The sequence below is a fragment of the Paramixta manurensis genome, assembly GCF_013285385.1.
GTDB classification, from domain to species: domain Bacteria; phylum Pseudomonadota; class Gammaproteobacteria; order Enterobacterales; family Enterobacteriaceae; genus Paramixta; species Paramixta manurensis.
On record NZ_CP054213.1, the window covers coordinates 59,575 to 78,543 of the forward strand.

Below are 18,969 nucleotides of genomic sequence, written 5' to 3' on the forward strand. Positions count from 1 at the left end.
ACCGTCATTCATGCATAATAATCCGGCGTCTCGATGATTTTAATGTGTGTCAATCCGGCACCATCCGGCGTTTTGAGGTGTGTTAATCCGGCACCACACCGACACAATAAACATTTAACCACATGTATTTATTACGTAACCACAATTAGCACACTCAATAGTGCCGTTTGCAGTGCCTGATTAACACACAATCAGGCACTGTAATGCCACACAATCAGGCACTTTTAAAACACACCTTCCGGCACCTTAAAGTGTGTCAATCAACACACCTTTAACGGCACATGGCTAAAATTACAAACAATAGTCACATTAACCATCTGTTTTAAATAATAAAAACTGCAAGATTACATCTTGCGTGGGGTGTGAGTAAAATTATCATTGCAGAAGCGGCTTGTAAAATAACCCCATTCCTTTGATTTAAATACATCCCTGATAACCTTTGCAGGATGAACAGGAGCGCTCCGTGCGCGTCTGTAACGAATTATCTTGCATACGACGATCTGAGCGGGTATTTTTCCGTAAAATCAGGCTGCGTTATTCTGGCGCGGTTTCGGAGATAAATGACAAATGAAATATGTCGCTGCCCTGACGCTGTGCGCGGTTTTTTCCGCGCAGGCAGGATCGGAGATGTGCTTTACCCGCGCCGGGCATGACTACGGAATTGATCCGCTGCTTCTTACGGCGATCTCAATTAAAGAGTCACGCCTGAAAATGAATGCTGTTAATGGCGCTAACAGCAATAAAACGGAGGATGTGTGTGGAATGCAGGTGAACAGCTCACATTATGCTGCGCTGCAGAAATTTAATATTACACGTGACCGGCTTCTTCACGATCCCTGTATATGCGTTTACTCCGGTGCCTGGGTGCTGGCACATAACTTCCGCTCATACGGAAAAAACTGGGACAGCGTCGGCATGTATAATACCGGGCCATCACCAAAACTGATAAAACAACGTCGTGCTTACGCAGGAGATATCAAGAATATTTATCGTATTCTGCTTGCCCGTGAAATGGTGTCGGCGAAACATTCAGCCGTACCCGCCCCGCTATTCTCATCCGGGAAAGGATCGCCCCGCTGAATCTCGCATATTTCGGTAACTGACATCATTTATCTCTATGCAGTAAAAAGCCGCCAGGTCATGGCGGCTTTTTATTATACCTTTTTAAGCTTCGCGAATTCTTCCGCCATTTTCCAGAGTGCCTGATTAAGTTTGATGTCGCCATCGATACCCGTTACCGGTCGCGTTGTGGTTCTTTTTCCTTTTGCTGTTCTTCCCGCAACACCGCCTTTAATCAGATTCTCCTGGACGATATTAAACGCCGTCCACAAATCGGTGCCTTTATCGTACCAGGCGCGCGGCTGAATAATTCGCTCGGCGGTGACAGGTGGTTCCTTATCGCCATATTTATACTCAAGCGCCAGTTGCCCCAGCAAACGCCGTTCTTCATTATTAACCTGTATGCTCTTCATCATTTCAATATTATTTTCGACCTTATCGAAAACACCTAACACTTCGAAAGCGCCTTCGATTACCTGCTTCACAATATCCCCTTTGTGCGGCACGCTGATTTCACCGAATGATTTCCAGCAGACCAGCCCGTTTTTGCAGACTTCGCGAAAAATGCCGGGGATCATCTTATAACTGCTTGAGCCATCGTGACTGTTTACCAGAACAATCTCGGGAACTTCTTTACCGCTGGCGTTATTTCCGCGACGCAAGCGGATCATGTGTTTGGTAAAGTCACGACGTTCTTGATCACGCACCAGAGACTGTTTTGCGTAAAATGGCTGGAACCCTTCATCACGTAACTTATCGAGCAGGGTGATTGTCGGAATATAGGTATAACGTTCGGAGCGTGAATCATGTTTTTCGGCCGAAAACGCGCTGGGGACAATTTTCATCATCTCATCATTTGTGAGCGGGCGATTTTCGCGAATATAAGTGGGCTGAGCATAACGGGTTGCAAAACGTACCATAGTGATTACCTCTCACATAAGTTGATATTAATTTCAGGTTTATTTCCGACTCAATGCCCAGGCGATCAGCTCTCTGGTCCGGGCATAACTGATGGCTGTATAACCCAGGTCGAATTCGTAAAGTGCATAGGGCCAGCCCTGCCAGACATAGATTCTCCGGGGTTCACCATTCACTGACGGATCGTCGATTTCTTCAAAAAGAGCCAGTTCCTGCCACGTCACACCGCCAGGCCCGCAAAAGGTACCGTTATCGATGATGTATTTGCTGAGATCCTCAAACTGCTCCTCAGTCAGTCCGGTGTTGACTTCTGGCCCTTCTGAGCATGTTTTGGGAGATTCTGGCGTGGCGGTGTTGACGTTGACGTTCTGTGGGTTCATGGCACTTCTCCTGTTGCGGGTTACATTCATGTTTCGGTCGATCCAGTCGCGGCGAAGGGCAAAGTAGCACCGGCAGTGAACGGAGAAAGGGAGCCCCCGCAAGCCGCAGCGCAAGCGAGCGCAGCGAGTGCGAACGGGTGAGGAGGCAGCGAAGCGGTGCCCTTTCGGGAGTGAATCTGACTGTGCTACGACCAGCCCTCCGCGAACGGGCGACCGGAATATGCTCTCCGGACGGGCAGGCGGGCAGGAACGCACCCGACACGGCGGAACGCCGGGGCGCCTTTAAAGGGCGCGAACGCGCCCGGTGAACGCACCGGCGACAGCCGGTTGCAGCCGTTGACCTCAGACATCAGACCCTAGCCGGAGGCCCGGAACCCGCAGGGTTACGGCGGAGACTGGCGGCGGTTTACCGCCGCCCTGGCGGAGTGGGGCTCGACGACCCGGCCGGCACGGACGGGGAGCCGAAGGGGGCCATGGTGGGGTTGACGTTGCCCTGAAAGCAGTACAGACAGCAGCATCACAGCAGGAAGGACCGGCGCCATAAACAAAAAGGAGAGAGAGAACGAAACGGTGAGACGGGGCGGAGGGAGATGGCCGGTGCGTCAGCACCGGCACTTCCCGGCCCGAAGGGCCTGCCGTGGGGGACCGATTTTCCGGGCACACGGCAAGCCCGGTGAAGCGAATTATGCACCCTTTTCCGGGTGTGATGGCATCGGAATACCCGGATGTAAATGCACCCCGGACACGTCCGTTGTCGCCCGTGCTTTATTGAGGTCAAAAGCGGCCTGCATGGACAGCCACAGGCGCGCCGCAATGCCGAGTCCGGCTTCAAGGCGCAGGGCCATTTCCGGGCTGATTGCCGCTTTGCCGTTCGCCACCTTGCTCAGCGCCGCCGCAGACACGCCCAGGTCCTTTGCCACCCGGCGCAGGCTGACGTTGTTATCTTCCAGATACTCGGTAATGAAGCCGCCCGGATGCGGGGGATTATGCATAGCCATTAGTGATAGTCCTCCAGGTTGAGGATGTATGCGTCACCCTCTGTAAATTCGAATGTTATGCGCCAGTTGGCGCGGACCGTTATGGAATACAGGTTCTTACGGTCACCTTTCAGCGGATGGAAGCGGAATCCCGGATAATTTCTGAATTCCTCCACAGAAACCGCCTCATCAATGACCAGCAAACGAAGCCGGATGCGCTCTGCGTCCTTAGCCTGAACGCCGCTGACATCCCCTTTTTCATAAAGCTTCTGCAATCCTTTATGTTTCCAGCTCTTTATCACGCCCTGCCCCCTGTTTCCTGTTAAGAAACATTATAGCAGGATGTTTCCCAACAAGAAACACCCTGCTATGCATCCGATCGCACTGACGGTTTTCCGGCTCAGCCTCAGTCTGTGACCTTAACTGACCTGAGTCTGTTACAGGCGGCTGTCAGTAAATATCCTCGCGCCACATGGAGTAGCCGGCGTGGATCTCTCTTTGCAGGTAGTTTCTGGCGTGGTTCCACGCGGCCTGCCCGGTTTCGCCGAACTGCGCCAGGACAAAATTACGCGCAGCCAGCCACGCCTGTACCAGTGACAGCGGCAGTAACGGGCGCGGTACTGACCAGTCCCGGACGGCATCACGCAGGGTATCTGCGAGACTGAGCAGCGTGCCGAGCAGCAGTTCCGCACTTTCGTTCTCTTCCATGCTGCCTGCCGACAGATAGCCCAGATAATCAATTCTCTCCGAGACTGCCGGATCAAGGCCGTTGATTTTCAGCCTTTCAACCCATGTTTTGGGAGATTCTGGCGTGGCGGTGTTGACGTTGACGTTCTGTGGGTTCATGGCACTTCTCCTGTTGCGGGTTACATTCATGTTTCGGTCGATCCAGTCGCGGCGAAGGGCAAAGTAGCACCGGCAGTGAACGGAGAAAGGGAGCCCCCGCAAGCCGCAGCGCAAGCGAGCGTAGCGAGTGCGAACGGGTGAGGAGGCAGCGAAGCGGTGCCCTTTCGGGAGTGAATCTGACTGTGCTACGACCAGCCCTCCGCGAACGGGCGACCGGAATATGCTCTCCGGACGGGCAGGCGGGCAGGAACGCACCCGACACGGCGGAACGCCGGGGCGCCTTTAAAGGGCGCGAACGCGCCCGGTGAACGCACCGGCGACAGCCGGTTGCAGCCGTTGACCTCAGACATCAGACCCTAGCCGGAGGCCCGGAACCCGCAGGGTTACGGCGGAGACTGGCGGCGGTTTACCGCCGCCCTGGCGGAGTGGGGCTCGACGACCCGGCCGGCACGGACGGGGAGCCGAAGGGGGCCATGGTGGGGTTGACGTTGCCCTGAAAGCAGTACAGACAACAGCATCACAGCAGGACGACCCGGAACCCTGAACAGAAAGGAGAAAGAGAACGAAACGGTGAGACGGGGCGGAGGGAGAGAGCCGGTGCGTCAGCACCGCCTTTTTCCTGTCACAGAATTTTTAGCGGGACTGCACCCGACAGGGAGCGGAAAGGAAAACCCCGCTGTTCAGCGCGGGTCTATCAGGTCCACGACCATCGACAGGATCTCGTCCATGATATGGGGGGCCACCTTTGTGCTGTAGGTGGCCCTGCGGGCGGTAAGGTCAAGTGAGCGCAACTGATAGCACAGCGCCACGCCCGTCACCGTACCGGACTCGGTGCTGTCACCGTCCAGCCAGACGGTGACAGCCTGTGAACGCGCTGCGCGCCCGCCGCTCGTGACCGGTATACATACCGCCGTTCCGAGCGCTGCGACCAGTTCACGGGGCGAAATGACCAGATAATAATGCGGCCCTTTAAACTCCCTGCCCTCAACCGGATCGCCGTTAACATGCCATATTTCACCCTTCTGCGGGACTCTGCGCGATACCATCAGATAAACTCCCTTCCCTGCGGCGCGTCATTCGTGCCGTCGCTGATTTCGTCGTTGAGCTGGCGAATCTCATCCGGGTCAATCCCTGCCAGCAACTGCGCCACCGTTTTACGCCCACGCGCCACGCGCCCGGATGGACGGATACTGACCGCATCACCGTCTGCGGTGACGTCCAGTAAAGTGCCAACGCTCCAGCCCGCCCGGGCGGCGACGTCACTTGGAATGGTCAGAACGACTGCCCCGCCCTGTTGCCTCAGTTTTGTAACTGCCATACGCCCTCCTGTGTGTAACTTTGTCACACTAATAATAGCATAGCGTGAGACAAAGTCACACCGCTAATGCACGATTACCGCCGTGATTCGTCCTGCTCAGCCTGGTAATGATGACTCGCCGACAGCAGAAGGTCACAGAACGGCATGCCGGTTTCACTGCATAAATCCATCAGGTCAGCCAGAAAGTCGACAATAACGGTTTCGGCAGGCTCACAGTCTGTATCGAGGCCGGTATAGCGGGCAAAATAAGTCAGTGCGGCTGCAGCGGCACCCGCGCGGCTGGCGATGTCAGCATCAAACGGCTGGCGGGCAGTCACCTGCTCCGCCAGACAGGCTAAATCGGCAAAGTTCATAGTTTCAGCCGCGGGCAGGCTCAGACGTTCTGATGATGAAATGTTATGCATGGGACGTACCTCACTCGTGTGGCACGAGCCGGACGCATCCGGCCCCGTGTTGTCAGATAATGACTTTGCGGTTATACGTTGCTTTCCAGTCGGTGTACTCCGCGCATTCCCGCAGCGGTGTCAGGGCGGTGAGATTTTCGGCCAGCCCGTTCATAATCAGAACCCGCTCCACGGCGGCAAACCACTCTTCCTCTTTCCCGACCGGCAACCACAGGTTGCTGTTAACGCCGCTCAGCAGGGGATGTGAGCAGAAATGAATCCCCCTGCCGCCCTGCTTTGTCACACAGCCCGTCACGATGACAGATGCCCGCACGGTTTCCGTCATGACGCTCCGCGCCAGCTTTTCTTCAACATCATTCCAGCACCACTCATCATCATCCGGTACCGGCAGTTCAAAGCAGCGCAGCGGATAGCCAGCCGCGCGGGCGACGTTACGCGCCAGATCGATGACGGACGGGTCGCGACTGGCGCCATCGGCACAGGTGATAAAATCACCGTTGATGTAAAACGCCTCGTCGCCGTTATCGAGCGTGATGTGGCAGTACGCGCCGAGCGCGCGGATGATGTCGGCCCGGGTAAGGGCGGCGGCGGGTTTATCGTTATTCATGGTTTTTTGTCCTCAGTCCGGTTAATGCCGCCCGCCGGGGCGGCAGGCAGCATCAGGCGCAGGCCCGTTTCAGTTCCAGCGTGCGCAGCAGGTGATCCCATTCACTCCCCCGCATCGCGGGCACCCGAACGCGCTGATTTCGCTTGCAGCAGCGGGCGATATTACGGCCCCGCGCGCGCTGCGCCGGGTCAATATCGCGGGCGGAAATGACACCACGCTGAACGCGAACCTGGTGTTTAACCGGCGCGTTTTCTTCCGTCAGGCGCTTTACATAGCTGTCCGTGTTTGTGATGATTGAAACTTCAGTAGTCATGGCGTGAACTCCATCTGATTATTGAAAGCCGGTTTATTCGTCGAAGAGCTAAACCGGCGGGAAGAAGCAGGGGCAACCCTGCTTTTTTCATCTCTGGTAAAGCCCGAATGCCTCCTTAACGCACGTCATAATCTGCGCGTGTGTTCTGTGTGTGTAATCCCGCAGCCGGAAGTAACGCACACCGATACGGGCGTAAATTTCCGTCACGCTGCCGCAGTACATTTCTGCCATCATGAAGGTTTCACACTCCCCGTTTTCGCTGGATGACCAGTTAAGCGGGTACATTTCCCCTAATGCCTCATGAAAGCGGTAAACATCGATTTCCGAAGGGGCTTTTACTGCTGCCGCTTCGCGGCCCTGCCAGTATGCCTGCTCCCCTTCTGCGTCTGACTGTTGATGCAGCGGGATAAAAGAGAGATACACCGTTTCTCCCGGCGCGGAGCTCAGACCGTGTTTTTCCCATGTTTTGGGAGATTCTGGCGTGGCGGTGTTGACGTTGACGTTCTGTGGGTTCATGGCACTTCTCCTGTTGCGGGTTACATTCATGTTTCGGTCGATCCAGTCGCGGCGAAGGGCAAAGTAGCACCGGCAGTGAACGGAGAAAGGGAGCCCCCGCAAGCCGCAGCGCAAGCGAGCGTAGCGAGTGCGAACGGGTGAGGAGGCAGCGAAGCGGTGCCCTTTCGGGAGTGAATCTGACTGTGCTACGACCAGCCCTCCGCGAACGGGCGACCGGAATATGCTCTCCGGACGGGCAGGCGGGCAGGAACGCACCCGACACGGCGGAACGCCGGGGCGCCTTTAAAGGGCGCGAACGCGCCCGGTGAACGCACCGGCGACAGCCGGTTGCAGCCGTTGACCTCAGACATCAGACCCTAGCCGGAGGCCCGGAACCCGCAGGGTTACGGCGGAGACTGGCGGCGGTTTACCGCCGCCCTGGCGGAGTGGGGCTCGACGACCCGGCCGGCACGGACGGGGAGCCGAAGGGGGCCCACGCTGTTGCTGTTAAAACGTATTTTTAAGCGGTGGACAGTCAGAACCGACAGGAAAAAAGCGGGAGCTGCATCAGATGTGAAGAGGGTCGCCATACGCATCCGGGCGCAGAGGACCGGTGCGTCAGCACCGGTTTTTTAACGGCAGGGCGGCGAAGTTTATGCCTGCACGCGCGCCCGGATGCGATATAGCGTAACAGCCACGATGCCCGTACCCGTTATCATGGACAAAAGAGGTATTAGCCAGCCGTGGGAGGCAGAGTAAAGCATGACAGCGCTTTCCGGTGCGCCCGCAGCCGGGTCAGCGAGCAGGTTCATTACGCCCCACGCGCACAGCAATACGCCGGCGGCCAGCACAAGAAGTTTAATCACTATCCAGTCACCTGCCGGCTCCGGATGCTCTGAGGCCAGCAGGCGCGCCAGCACGAAACACATCGCATAGCCACACCAGTATGTCAGGCTGCTTATCTCGCCCGACACAACAAACCGGAAGGCCAGCGCATAACCCAGGCTCAACAGTGAACCCAGCATTAAAAAACTCATCATCGTCTCCTCACGGGCCGCGCGGTCAGTCAGCGCGGTAAGGGGATAGCATATGGATCTTCCTTACAGCTGCGCAAGCGTCCGCAGCGTGTCCGGGTTTTGCTGAACCATGCGTATCAGCAGGACGGCCTGAGCGTTAGGCTTAGCTCTGCCCAACTCCCAGTCTGTCCGGCAGCTGTGTAGATGGCGTTTCAGGGGGTTATTTTCATGCGGCCCGCTCCGTTAATTTGTTGGGAATAAGCCATACATTCATGGCCTGTTCAGCCGGGCCCGATGCCCGGGCCATTTCACGAATCTCCGCTTCGAGATGCCAGGACGGCGCATCCGTCCGGAACTGCCAGCGCTCAAGCTGGCGGAGTGACGGAAACCGCGTCGTCCAGCTCCACATCATGCGATCCAGGTCATGGTCATGAATGTCCAGCTGCGACCAGTGCGCGTACCACGCGCGCAGCGTCGACGGCGTCTGAAAAGCCAGATCAATTTCCGCCCGCGCCACGAGGTTCTGATAGCGGGCCGTCGCCTGGCTGTCCTCCCGCCGGCTCTGGCGGGCGAACTGCTCCGCAGAGAGTCCGCTGCGCCGCCGGTCGCGTTCGCGACGGGAAAACAGCACGTCAGGGAAAATGTCGCCGGTCAGCGTGTCCGGCAGCGGCAGCGGGCAGACGCGCCCGCGCGAGCTCAGGAAGACATCGATGCTGCGTTCCCATTCATCCAGCGTGCCGTGGCGATCAGGCCGCGCGTACCGGTAACCGGTCATCCGTTCGATGTTTTTCCAGCAAACCTTGCCCTTTCCGGTCAGGAACCGGAAGAAGGCGCGGGCATAGGGGGCCGTTCCCCAGCCGGGTTGCGTGGCCCGCTTCTGTTCGACGAAGACGATGGCGCGGACCGCCGCCAGGCGTTCGGGCCGCAGCGGCACGAGCGCACGCTCATTCGGGATCATAAAGAGCCCTCCATCGCCAGCGTGCCGGTGATGGCGCTGAAGCCGTAGCCGTCCGCGTCCAGGCGGGCGGCGAGGCTGAGCGTGTGGCTGATGCGCGCCGGGCTGAACGCGTCTGACGTCATCATGAGCGAGACGGTCGTGGCGTTCTGCACGATAAAGACCAGCATCCAGACCGGGCTGAGTTCGCCCGGACTGCACAGCGAAATGCAGAAATTGCCGTGCGGTGGCGTAAAACGGCACTGGACGGGGAACAGGCCGCCAAATTCGCTGCGGTACTCGCCGTTGACGTCCCAGCCGGCGGGGATGTCGATTTCACGCATGACGGCGTGTGTCAGCAGGCGGCGAAACTCCTCGCCGCACGCGCGGTAATCTTCATATTCGCCGGTGCTCATGGTGTTCAGCATGCCGGCAGTAATCACGGGTTGTTTATGCATGTTCTGTTACCGCCCCTCACGGGGCGGCCTCCGTATCAGGCGGCGACAGCCGGGCCGGTGGGTTCGTTATCGTCTTCTGCCGCCGGCTGCGCGGCTGCGGTCATCCAGCCGGGCACCCAGCGGGTGCCGGCAATCAGCTCTGCGGCGCGCACCGAGGCCGCGCCCTTTTTCATCGCGCTGACGGCGGGAACCGCGTCGGCGTGACCGGCTTCAGTCAGCGCGGCGGCGACGGCCTTAGTGGCGGCACGCGCTTTCGGCGCGCCGGCAGTATTCTTTGGTTTTTTTGCCGCGTTTGCGGCAGACTCTGTTACTGACATCGTTAATACCTCGCTGTGTTGATGGTTGTCATGCCTGACGGAGTGGCTTCTCCGTCAGGCGCCTGTTACGGCTTTCTGATGCCGTACGTTTTCAGGTTGCGGTTCATCCAGTAACCGCCTTCGTGGTCAAAGTTGTAACAGCCCCATATAAAACGCCCCTGGCGGTCACGAATGACCAGGCGGAAATGGGTGATCATTTCGTTCTCAATCGTCACGTTGGCGTACGCCTTCGCGACGGCTTCCGCTTCCTGGTACGTAAACGTACCGTCAGGTAATACCGGTGCCGGAGATTCATTCATGGTGCAGATTCCTGTGGTGGTGCCCTGCCGTGGCAGGGCGAAGTAAGGGCTAAAACGGGATCCCGTCATCGTCAAAATTCATCGGCGGATAGTCCGCCGGCGGCGGCTCCTGCGACGTCTGCGCGCCGGCCTTAGCGGCGCGGCCCCTGCCTTTTCCGCCCTTCGGCGCCTGCGCGTCAGGCTGCGCTGCAGGTGCCTGACCGCCGTGCTGCGGCTCCTGCGGTGCGCCCTCGCGGCGACCGCCCAGCATCTGCATGGCCCCGCCCGGACCGACCACAATTTCGGTGGTGTAGCGGTCCTGACCGCTCTGGTCCTGCCACTTCCGCGTCTGAAGCGCGCCCTCGACGTAGATCTGCGTCCCCTTGCGCAGGTACTCCCCCGCCACTTCCGCCAGTTTTCCGAACAGCACCACCCGGTGCCACTCGGTTTTCTCGCGGGTTTCGCCGGTCTGCTTATCGCGCCAGCTCTCGGACGTCGCCAGCGTGATGTTCGCCACCGCGCCGCCGTTCGGCATGTAGCGGATCTCCGGGTCCTGGCCCAGGTTGCCCACAAGAATGACTTTATTAACGCCTCTGCTCGCCATGATGAATCTCCTTAAATCGCCTGTTTTTGCCTTTAAAAAACCGTCACCCGTTGAGTTGTCGGGGCCGCGGTTTTGACGTGTTGCGGGGACCTGCTGCACGCTCCCGCTGGTTGAAACCTTCACCCGTTTGAGAGCCGTACGCCGCAGGAGGCGTAAACGGGCACGGCCCGGTGCGGCTGTCCGGGGGTGAGCGGGAAAATTTTTCCGGTCTAATGAAATGGCCGGAAAAAATTTATTGCGAAAGGCCCTGGCCGTCCCCTGGACTGCAAGACGGGTTGTGGCTGTATCAGCCCCGGCGAACGGACTCAGACGGGTGAAAAACCGGCTAACGGGAGAGCAGGGATCCGGCGCAACGCCGGGACGCGCGGGCGCGAAACGGCGTTGCCCCTCAGAGCGGCGGCGGCTTTATGGCCGGCGCGGTGAAAGCGCCAGCCCACGGCTGGCTGCGCGGGGTTGCGTCAGTGATGGAAACCCGGCCCGGAACGGGCCAGGGCAGAGACGGCCTGCCGGCTCGGTGCGCAGCATGACAGCGCGCCCGGACGCCCGGTCCCCCCTGCCCGTCTTGCTGCATTCCGCCTGCATTACCGGGAAAGCCCTGAAACCGGCAATCCGCCGGTACAGCATCACTACGCAGGATGGCAGGACGAACAGACACCGGGCAGGCACACGAACGCGGCGGGAGGCGGGCCGCGCGTCAGCGTGGCCCTTCCCTGCGCCGCAGGCGCGCGGGGTTTACGCCAGGTCCAGGCAGGGGCGCGGCGGCTCACCCCTGCCCGGACGCATATCAGCCCGCGATGGCCAGAACCGCTGTCGCCACGTCCGTATAGGCAAACGTGCCGCGCGGTAACGGCTCCCACACCTCCGCCAGGGGCTGAAGCGTGGCCCGCTGGCGTGGCCCGTCCGGGCAAACGGCAACCAGCATGCCGCCCGGCGCCAGCAGCGTCAGCGCATGGCGAATGTGCTTCATGTCCAGCCCGTGTCGAAACGGGGGATTCATAAGAATTTTGCTGTAGCGCCGCGCCGGGGTGAACGCAGCAAAGTCACCGCAGGTGACCCGCACCCCGTCAAAGGTTTGCGTCAGGTGCTGCGCCAGCCGGTAATCCAGCTCAACCGCCTCGCATTCCGCGCCCGGCGCCACGTCCCGGACGGCGCGCAGGATAGCGCCGGTACCGGCGCTGGGCTCCAGGACGGTGTCGCCGTCACGCATCCCGGCAAGCATCACCAGCCGGGCACAGACGGGATCGGGCGTGACAAAAAGCTGTGAGGCCACAGACACCTCCGCCACCGGGGTGCGCGCCGCCATTCTGGCGCGCATGTTTTCAATGCGCTGTTTCAGTTCACCGTGCATTATTTCGTCCTTTCAGGGTTCCCCCGGATACCTCCGGGGGAAGCGGGTTATTTAGCGGGGATGGCGACCGTTTTCATGTCGCTGATATAGACGTTAACGAGGCTGTAGCCGCTATCCATCACGCGGCGGAAGCGGTAAGCGCCGTGCGCTTCCGTGGCCGCCACGCCGCGCACCGCCTTATAATCCGCGTGCGTTTTTGCCCATTCGGCTTTTGTCATGCTCAGAAAATCCTCGCCCGGATAGTTGACGATCGGCGGACGCTTTGCCGCCGCGAGGGCAGCCTGTGCCTCACCGGCCTCCGGAGCCGAATAATCCGTGATGCGGTCAACGGTAAGATTCATCGTGCCGGCGAGACGCATAAAGCTGTAGTGCGGCGTCACAACGGAACTGACCTCGCCCCGGCTTTTGTTAATGCGGATGATTTTCAGCCATTCGCCCCGGCTCTGAACCAGCCCGCCCGGCTGAAATTCCTGCGTACGGGTTACCACGCCGCCGGATTCGTCCAGCATGGCGCGCTCATAGCGCAGGCGGTTGCGGTAGTGCGTCGCCCAGCGCTGATAATGGCGGATGGTGCGCTCATGGGCCGGTACGGCAATATCGCGCGCCTGTTCCGCCGTGATGATTTCATCAGCCAGCGCGGAGTAAAGGCTCATGCTGCCCTCATACTGGCTTTTTTCCGGCGCGCGCGGGTACTTCTCCAGGGGGAACCGGCAGGAAAGATGATCATAATTGCTGATGGCGAGCGCCATCGCGCCATTGAGCTTTTCGGAGCGCCAGAGTTTGATAAACTTCTCAGCCTCAGCCATTTCCTTCTCGGCCTTGCGTAAATCCGCCTCAATTTTTTTGATCCGGCGGTAGCGCACGTCGGCGCGCTCCTTGTATTTTGCGTGTCGCAGCGAGGCGGCGGCGCGCTCTTCCCAGTATTCCGCCCGCTCAAACAGCATCACGGCGCGCTCCATCCCGCGCTCAATTTTTGCCGCATCGCGGCGCGCGCGGCGCTCGCTGTGGTGGCCAACCAGAATGGGCTGCCCGGCCGGGATCGCCGACGCCATCGCGTCAACGGCGGCCAGCGTCTGCTCTGATTCGGCGGCGCGTTTTTCGCTGTAGCCGCTGAAACGGTCCGCGCGGACTTCCTGGCGCTCAAAGAGGGTGCCGTCGTCATCTCCAATCTCGCCGGCGAGCGAAATCAGCACATCCTCCCGGTACGGCGCCCAGGCCGGGGCCACAAAACATTCCTGTTTCGGCGCCCACTTAAACCCGGCAGCGCTAACGCGGCTGTAGGTTTCCTCGTCCAGGCGGAACTGCGCATACAGGCGCAGCTTGTTGTCATCCGGGGAATAGGTCGCCCGGTATGCCTGCCCTTCCTGGACGTGGTTTTCAGATGATGCATTTGTAGGCTTCGTTGTCGCGCCCTGGACGTTGTGTAGTGACATGTTTCAGTTCTCCTTATGGGGTTGAAGATGCATTTGTGAGTATTCGTCGTCGCACAAAGCACGGACCACGCCACGGAGCGCTGGCAAGGCCGCCGAAGGCGTGCATTTCAGCCTTGCCAGAAGGAGCGAGGGGGTGTGGTCTGCTGCACAGCGACGGTCAGAATTACGCACAAACGTTCCCCCCGGCGGGGATGAAACCTGTCACAGGGCGGAACGGCGGTGGCGCAGCGAAAGCCGTTCCGCTCCACAGAGCGCCGGCGGCTTTATGGCCGGCGTGGTGAAAGCGCCAGCGTAAGCTGGCTGCGGGGAGTTGCGTCAGTGATGGAAACCCGGCCCGGAACGGGCCAGGGCAGAGACGGCCTGCCGGCTCGGTGCGCAGCATGACAGAGCGCCCGGACGCCCGGTCCCCCCTGCCCGTCTTGCTGCATTCCGCCGGCATTACCGGGAAAACCCTGAAACCGGCAATTCACCGGTACTGCATCACTACGCAGGATGGCAGGACGAACAGGCACCGGGCCCTGTACTGCGTTTTGCTGATCGTTCATGCTTAAAAAACAGGCCAGCTCCCGGAAACGGATCAGAAAACCGCGCTACCCTGCCGGAAGCAGCCGGTAAATTAATATTAATGCTAACGTATGCATACATTAGCTTTATTACGGAGATGCCGGCTACGCGTTCTCCGGCTTTTTCGACGCGCTGATCGCCGTCTGGTAATCCCGCTTCACTTTTTCAATATCCTTCATCGTCCTCTGCCAGTGCGCGTCCGCCGCCTGCTGGTATTTTCCGGCCGTGCTTTCGGTCACCGACGGCGCGCTGTCCGGGCTGCGGTTCTCCCGCCCTTTCCGGCCAAAAATATCCACGATCAGCTTCTGGCTACCCTGGCGGCCAAACAGGTGCGCGCACACTCTTTTTACGACCAGCGGCGTAAAATCCAGGCCGGACTCTTCCGCGATGTCGAAAATAAAACAGAGCATCTGATACGTTTTATATCGCTTCACGGCGGCGCTGAGCCGGGCCGCGCGTTGCGGCGCTTCCCAGGCGTCATTGCTGTATCTGAGCAGCTCCGTCCGGTAATCCTGCTCCAGATCGCCCAGGGTGTAGCTGTGATTCCGGTAGAAATTATCCCGTGCCTGATCCAGCGGTGATCCCCCGTCCATCCTGCCCCCTTCGCCTGTATTAATGCTAGTGTATGCATACATTAGCATTAATCTGTCAGGATAACCAGCGCCGTGTCTCCCGTCATGCACCGGTGGCGCGGGGGACGGGTGCCGCAGGCAGCCGGACCACCACGCCACCGCCGCCGGAGGCGGCCGGGTTTTTCGCGCGCGCACCGGCGGCTCACCGGGCAGGCCCGGCAGCGGAAACGGGAAAGTCAGGGGGCGGACCTGCCGCCCCGCCGGGTCAGTTGAGCGCGGCGTATATCGCGGCGCGTTCCGGGTGCGCTTCTGCGAAATGCCAGAGCTGGGCATCACGCAGCAGGTAAAGGCGGGTCAGCGCGGCGTTGTCGCAGTCGTGATGGGTGCGGCAGCGGCGGTTGATGGTCAGCAGGGTGATAATAATTCCCGCCGCCTCGGCGCCGACCGTGTCGTCAAAGCCGGTTTCAGGGTTGACCAGGCGAACCGGGCCGCAGTCGGGCATCATGTAGCCGCCGCCCTCCGGCAGGCGAATGAAGTGCCATCTGCCGCCTTCATACGCCGGCAGATGGTTTCTGGCCATCTGATAAACGAACAGTTCGGCCAGCAGGTAATCGTTATCGAACAGGTACGGCAGAAAGGACAGACGATCGGACTCTTCCACGTTCAGGACAGTGCTTGCATGGTGCATGGTAAACCTCCGCAGTTTCAGGGAACGCAACACCGGGTGGTGCCGTGACGATACGCCAGCCCGGCGAAAAGCGGAGAGTGCAGGGGCGCCACCGGAAGCCGCAGCGCAGAAAAAGGCGGCGCGGTCTGGACGGTTTTGCGGCGAAACCTGAGCCGGAAAACAACGGGAAGAACGCAGAGCAGCATTAAAAAACTGCGACCGGGTGAGGATGGCGGCGCAGCGAACCCTTGCAATCGCAGCGGCCGGGCTACAGTAGCGGCACGGCAACGCCCGTCACCGGCACGGTGCCGGCAGAGTACGTATTCCGGTCCGGTCGCGTCCGGTACGGGCGGGGCCGGCATCAGCGCGGAGCGGCGCGACATCCTTATCGTCCGTTATGAGGGGCCGGGGCCCCTCTTCCATTCATCGCGCCCGGATGAAGGTGCGGTGCGCGTTAAGCGTGCTCCGGATTTCCGTTCTGGCGAGGGTCATAACGTCGTCCACCACGTCCCGGTCAAGCCAGCGCCGCGCCGGCTCGTCCGGACGCCGTAAAACGGGGAGCGTGTCGCCGTGGGCAAGCTGCATCCGCCACACCTCGCTCACCAGCGTTAGCCGGACGGCGCAATAGCGCGCGTTGTCATCCAGAATGGCGGCGAGCACGCGCCGGATCTCTTCCGGCTGCGAATCGCCGTCAAGCCAGTACACGCCCGCCGTCTCCTGCGCATACAGCGTAAAATTACGTGTCCGGCGCAGGGGGACCGGCGTTGCGGGCGCCGGCGTCATGGCGGCGCGCAGACGCCGCGCCTCCGCCTCTGCCTGAAGGCAGACCATCCGGACGGACCGGTGTATCACGTCCGTTACCACTTCCCGTTCCGTGCCGGTCAGCCATTCGAACCAGAACGGCATCACAATTACCGTGCTGTCTCCGGGTGCGGGCGGCACCAGGGCATAAGCATGGGCGCGGGGATCGCAGTACAGGACCATTTCGGCCCCCGTTCCCGCCAGCGCGTTAACCGCGCCGTCAAGCGTCCGGCGCTGCGCCGGGGAAAGGTCCGCGCCCGGTGCGAGGCGGGCCAGCAACGCGATCAGTTCGCCGGCATCCAGGCGCACGCAGACGGTGACCTGGTCGCGGCCCGGCGTGCGCACCGGCTCCGTATGGATAACGCCGGTCTGTGAGGGCCAGCCGCACGCGGTCAGCAGGTCAAGCGTGCGGCGGCAAATCAGGGCGGTAAGGGCGGTACTGTTACTCATCGGTTTTACTCTCATAAAAAGGGGACTCACGCCGCCGTGGCGGCGCGGTTAATCAGGCTTTTAACAGGCCGGGACGGCGCCCGGGGCATCCCGCGCCCCCTGCCTCCCGGATACCTGCCAGCAGGTCCCGCACCGTGGCGACCGACACGCCTTCCGCCTGGTGGTCGTCCATCGTGATGGCGCCAATCTCAGCCAGCACGCGCTCCGCTTCGTCCTCCGTGATGGCGGACGCTTCCGCCAGCGCGCTTACGCTGTCCGCGGTCCAGACCAGAATGGCCAGCGGCTCGGCGGCGGCAAACATGCGTTTCAGTTCGCGGGTCAGTTCTTTTCGGGTTCCGTACATGGTTTTTGCTCCGTATCAGGTGTTGACGGCCGGGGTTCACCCGGCCGGTGCGGTCAGTCTTTAAAGCAGTCGTCCAGCGCCAGCACCTGCCGATACGCCTCCACAAACAGGGCGTTAATGCGGCAAAAGGTTTGCCGTGCCAGCCGTTCTGTGAGCGATTCCGCGTCATAGCGGTACTGCGATTCAAGGCGGTTCAGTTCGGTACGCAGGTCGCACATGCCGTTTGCCAGCGCCGCCACGTCGGCGCGCAGCGTTTCGTGTCCGGAATAGTTCATTACGCGGCCTCCGGCAGAAAGTCGTCGTTCGCGGCCGGGCGCTGCATGGCGCGGCGAAGCATCGCCAGGCGCTGCGTGCCGGCGGCGTGATACTGCGGCAGCATCTCGATGCCGATATACCGGCGTCCTGCCCGGGCGGCGGCGACGCACGTCGACGCGGAGCCGGCGAACGGGTCGAGCACGATGGCGCCGGGCGCCGTGAAGGACTCAATCAGCGGTTGCAGGCTGCCGACCGGCTTTTCGGTCGGGTGATGCCGGTTGCCGGTGTATTTCCAGGGCAGCACGTCCGGCAGCGGCTTAAGCGGCGTCTGCGGGCGCCCTTTTGCCAGCAGATACGCGCACTCATGCGTGTAGCCGACAAAGGTGGCTTTTGATGCGTAGGTTTTGGCGAAAACGAGGTGGCCGACAATCCGGAAACCGGCGGCCTTCCACGCCTCCGCAAAGCGGTCAACGCGGTTCCAGCCGTAAAAACTCACCATCAGCGCATCCTTTTTCAGCACGCGGTACATCTGATTGCAGGCGGGCTGGAGCCACTCGTCGGTGGTGTCGCCGGCGATGGTGCGCCCGGAACGGTCGCGAAAGCCGACGAGGTACGGCGGATCGGTCAGGATGAAATCAATGGCCTGAGACGGGAAACCGGCCATCACCTGCACGGAATCGCCCAGAATAAAACGTGACATAACGCTACTCCTTTCTGTAAGAGGGCACCGGATATGGCGCCGTGGCCTCCACACAGACGGGCGAACAGCCGGGCAGGCAGGGGCGAACGCGCAAGCCGCACGCGCCGCCGGGGCGGACTGAATGTTCCGCGCACGGCGGGGAACGGGTGAGCAGGACGGCGACAGCTTCCCTTGCCTGAACGGCCGCCCGGCTACCGTGAGGACACGGCGCCCCCACTACCCCGCCGGATGGCGGCATGAATGAGGAGCGCAGCGACTGCCTTTTTAACGTCCGGCTGACCGGAGGCCGTCACCGGCCTCCGCGTTATTCAGGCGCGGTATGCGTCCTCCCAGGCGGTGCCGCCCGCATCCCGGATAACCGGCGCGTGGCGGGTACCCTCTACCGTCCATGCCTCCAGAAAATTCAGCCCGTTCAGGTCAGCCGCTTCCCGCTCGCTCAGCAGCGTGATGCGGTTAAGCCAGACGGTTCCCTGTGGCCATCGCCAGTAGCAGCCCTGCGTATCCGGCGGGCCGCCGTCCGGCCACCAGGTTGCCCCCATGCGGTCGCACGCCGCTTCAGCCAGCGTAAACGCCTCTCCGGGCAGCAGCAGGTGCACGTCCGCATCGCGCCCGGCGCGATCTGTCTGAAAGGAAATCAGCCAGCTGTTCATGCGTCAGTCTCCCTCTGTGCCAGTATTGTCTCCGCGCAGTCGCACAGAAAAGACCAGCTGAGGCTGCTTTCCGCATCCAGCGTCCGGTCGGCCAGCGCAATCGTGGCGATCACTTCATCAGGCGTCAGATCCGGGTTAATGTCCTCAAAATCATCGGCCACCCAGATATGACCCACGCAGGGCGTAGCCGGGTCAAAACGCGCCAGGCTGCGGATCAGCCCGGCGATGGTCAGTTGCGTGTTGTTCATGGTTTGTCCGGCGG

The 18,969-nt window shown here is 60.6% G+C and carries 28 protein-coding genes and 1 pseudogene; 1 reads left to right on the plus strand and 28 read right to left on the minus strand.

The window, feature by feature from the left end; all coding sequences use genetic code 11:
• Positions 1–567: 567 nt before the first annotated feature.
• Entirely contained in the window at positions 568–1,080 is a 513-nt protein-coding gene (locus tag PMPD1_RS22435; RefSeq protein ID WP_173636372.1) for a lytic transglycosylase domain-containing protein, read from the plus strand.
• A 74-nt stretch (positions 1,081–1,154) separates the two neighbouring features.
• Here PMPD1_RS22435 and PMPD1_RS22440 read toward each other — a convergent pair whose 3' ends face one another.
• From PMPD1_RS22440 to PMPD1_RS22575, 28 genes and pseudogenes are all read right to left on the minus strand, one after another.
• Positions 1,155–1,979, minus strand: coding sequence for a DUF932 domain-containing protein (locus PMPD1_RS22440; RefSeq protein ID WP_173636373.1), 825 nt, complete (start codon positions 1,977–1,979; stop codon positions 1,155–1,157).
• Positions 1,980–2,018: 39 nt separating this feature from the next.
• Positions 2,019–2,357: a hypothetical protein gene (locus PMPD1_RS22445; protein WP_173636374.1), complete on the minus strand. Its 339-nt coding sequence runs from the start codon at positions 2,355–2,357 to the stop codon at positions 2,019–2,021.
• Positions 2,358–3,040: 683 nt separating this feature from the next.
• The gene (locus PMPD1_RS22450) at positions 3,041–3,355 is read right to left on the minus strand and encodes a HigA family addiction module antitoxin (protein ID WP_173636375.1); all 315 of its coding nucleotides are present in this window, start codon (positions 3,353–3,355) and stop codon (positions 3,041–3,043) included.
• Entirely contained in the window at positions 3,355–3,636 is a 282-nt protein-coding gene (locus PMPD1_RS22455) for a type II toxin-antitoxin system RelE/ParE family toxin (protein ID WP_173636376.1), read from the minus strand. Before PMPD1_RS22455 ends, PMPD1_RS22450 begins: the two co-directional genes overlap by 1 nt.
• 148 nt (positions 3,637–3,784) lie before the next feature.
• Positions 3,785–4,180, minus strand: coding sequence for a hypothetical protein (locus tag PMPD1_RS22460; protein ID WP_173636377.1), 396 nt, complete (start codon positions 4,178–4,180; stop codon positions 3,785–3,787).
• Positions 4,181–4,860: 680 nt separating this feature from the next.
• Positions 4,861–5,226: a type II toxin-antitoxin system PemK/MazF family toxin gene (locus PMPD1_RS22465; protein WP_173636378.1), complete on the minus strand. Its 366-nt coding sequence runs from the start codon at positions 5,224–5,226 to the stop codon at positions 4,861–4,863.
• Positions 5,226–5,498, minus strand: coding sequence for an AbrB/MazE/SpoVT family DNA-binding domain-containing protein (locus PMPD1_RS22470; protein WP_173636379.1), 273 nt, complete (start codon positions 5,496–5,498; stop codon positions 5,226–5,228). The genes PMPD1_RS22465 and PMPD1_RS22470 overlap by 1 nt, the downstream gene beginning before the upstream one ends.
• A 74-nt stretch (positions 5,499–5,572) precedes the next feature.
• Entirely contained in the window at positions 5,573–5,902 is a 330-nt protein-coding gene (locus tag PMPD1_RS22475) for a hypothetical protein (protein WP_173636380.1), read from the minus strand.
• 52 nt (positions 5,903–5,954) lie between these two features.
• Complete coding sequence (locus PMPD1_RS22830; protein ID WP_354292949.1) at positions 5,955–6,509, minus strand: hypothetical protein; 555 nt, start codon at positions 6,507–6,509, stop codon at positions 5,955–5,957.
• 52 nt (positions 6,510–6,561) lie between these two features.
• Positions 6,562–6,822, minus strand: coding sequence for a hypothetical protein (locus tag PMPD1_RS22485; RefSeq protein WP_173636381.1), 261 nt, complete (start codon positions 6,820–6,822; stop codon positions 6,562–6,564).
• Between the two features lie 87 nt (positions 6,823–6,909).
• The gene (locus PMPD1_RS22490) at positions 6,910–7,245 is read right to left on the minus strand and encodes a hypothetical protein (RefSeq protein WP_173636408.1); all 336 of its coding nucleotides are present in this window, start codon (positions 7,243–7,245) and stop codon (positions 6,910–6,912) included.
• Positions 7,246–7,970: 725 nt separating this feature from the next.
• Positions 7,971–8,357: a hypothetical protein gene (locus PMPD1_RS22495; RefSeq protein WP_173636382.1), complete on the minus strand. Its 387-nt coding sequence runs from the start codon at positions 8,355–8,357 to the stop codon at positions 7,971–7,973.
• Between the two features lie 60 nt (positions 8,358–8,417).
• Positions 8,418–8,519: pseudogene (locus PMPD1_RS22835) on the minus strand (helix-turn-helix domain-containing protein); the annotation flags it as partial.
• Between the two features lie 40 nt (positions 8,520–8,559).
• Positions 8,560–9,291 carry a plasmid SOS inhibition protein A gene (locus PMPD1_RS22500; RefSeq protein ID WP_173636383.1) on the minus strand — a complete coding sequence of 244 codons (732 nt, stop codon included), beginning with the start codon at positions 9,289–9,291 and terminating at the stop codon, positions 8,560–8,562.
• A complete protein-coding gene (gene psiB / locus PMPD1_RS22505) occupies positions 9,288–9,725 on the minus strand; it encodes a conjugation system SOS inhibitor PsiB (RefSeq protein WP_173636384.1) in 438 nt (145 codons plus the stop codon). The genes PMPD1_RS22500 and psiB overlap by 4 nt, the downstream gene beginning before the upstream one ends.
• 35 nt (positions 9,726–9,760) lie before the next feature.
• Positions 9,761–10,042 (minus strand): hypothetical protein, encoded by a 282-nt coding sequence (locus PMPD1_RS22510; protein WP_173636385.1) that lies wholly within the window; start codon positions 10,040–10,042, stop codon positions 9,761–9,763.
• Between the two features lie 65 nt (positions 10,043–10,107).
• A complete protein-coding gene (locus PMPD1_RS22515; RefSeq protein WP_173636386.1) occupies positions 10,108–10,341 on the minus strand; it encodes a DUF905 family protein in 234 nt (77 codons plus the stop codon).
• A 49-nt stretch (positions 10,342–10,390) separates the two neighbouring features.
• Complete coding sequence (locus PMPD1_RS22520) at positions 10,391–10,924, minus strand: single-stranded DNA-binding protein (protein ID WP_173636387.1); 534 nt, start codon at positions 10,922–10,924, stop codon at positions 10,391–10,393.
• 784 nt (positions 10,925–11,708) lie between these two features.
• Entirely contained in the window at positions 11,709–12,272 is a 564-nt protein-coding gene (locus PMPD1_RS22525) for a methyltransferase (protein WP_173636388.1), read from the minus strand.
• A gap of 47 nt (positions 12,273–12,319) precedes the next feature.
• Positions 12,320–13,705: a DUF3560 domain-containing protein gene (locus tag PMPD1_RS22530; RefSeq protein WP_173636389.1), complete on the minus strand. Its 1,386-nt coding sequence runs from the start codon at positions 13,703–13,705 to the stop codon at positions 12,320–12,322.
• A gap of 668 nt (positions 13,706–14,373) precedes the next feature.
• A complete protein-coding gene (locus tag PMPD1_RS22535) occupies positions 14,374–14,862 on the minus strand; it encodes a cytoplasmic protein (protein ID WP_173636390.1) in 489 nt (162 codons plus the stop codon).
• A 244-nt stretch (positions 14,863–15,106) separates the two neighbouring features.
• Positions 15,107–15,529 carry an antirestriction protein gene (locus PMPD1_RS22540; protein WP_173636391.1) on the minus strand — a complete coding sequence of 141 codons (423 nt, stop codon included), beginning with the start codon at positions 15,527–15,529 and terminating at the stop codon, positions 15,107–15,109.
• 402 nt (positions 15,530–15,931) lie between these two features.
• Positions 15,932–16,759: a YubG family protein gene (locus tag PMPD1_RS22550; RefSeq protein ID WP_173636393.1), complete on the minus strand. Its 828-nt coding sequence runs from the start codon at positions 16,757–16,759 to the stop codon at positions 15,932–15,934.
• A gap of 52 nt (positions 16,760–16,811) precedes the next feature.
• Positions 16,812–17,102: a DUF1380 family protein gene (locus PMPD1_RS22555; protein ID WP_173636394.1), complete on the minus strand. Its 291-nt coding sequence runs from the start codon at positions 17,100–17,102 to the stop codon at positions 16,812–16,814.
• Between the two features lie 53 nt (positions 17,103–17,155).
• On the minus strand, positions 17,156–17,377 hold the full coding sequence (locus PMPD1_RS22560) for a YubE family protein (RefSeq protein ID WP_173636395.1): 222 nt from the start codon (positions 17,375–17,377) through the stop codon (positions 17,156–17,158).
• Positions 17,377–18,057, minus strand: coding sequence for a DNA methylase (locus PMPD1_RS22565; protein WP_173636396.1), 681 nt, complete (start codon positions 18,055–18,057; stop codon positions 17,377–17,379). The genes PMPD1_RS22560 and PMPD1_RS22565 overlap by 1 nt, the downstream gene beginning before the upstream one ends.
• A 308-nt stretch (positions 18,058–18,365) precedes the next feature.
• Positions 18,366–18,707, minus strand: coding sequence for a hypothetical protein (locus PMPD1_RS22570; protein ID WP_173636397.1), 342 nt, complete (start codon positions 18,705–18,707; stop codon positions 18,366–18,368).
• On the minus strand, positions 18,704–18,955 hold the full coding sequence (locus PMPD1_RS22575; protein ID WP_173636398.1) for a hypothetical protein: 252 nt from the start codon (positions 18,953–18,955) through the stop codon (positions 18,704–18,706). Before PMPD1_RS22575 ends, PMPD1_RS22570 begins: the two co-directional genes overlap by 4 nt.
• Positions 18,956–18,969 lie beyond the last annotated feature (14 nt).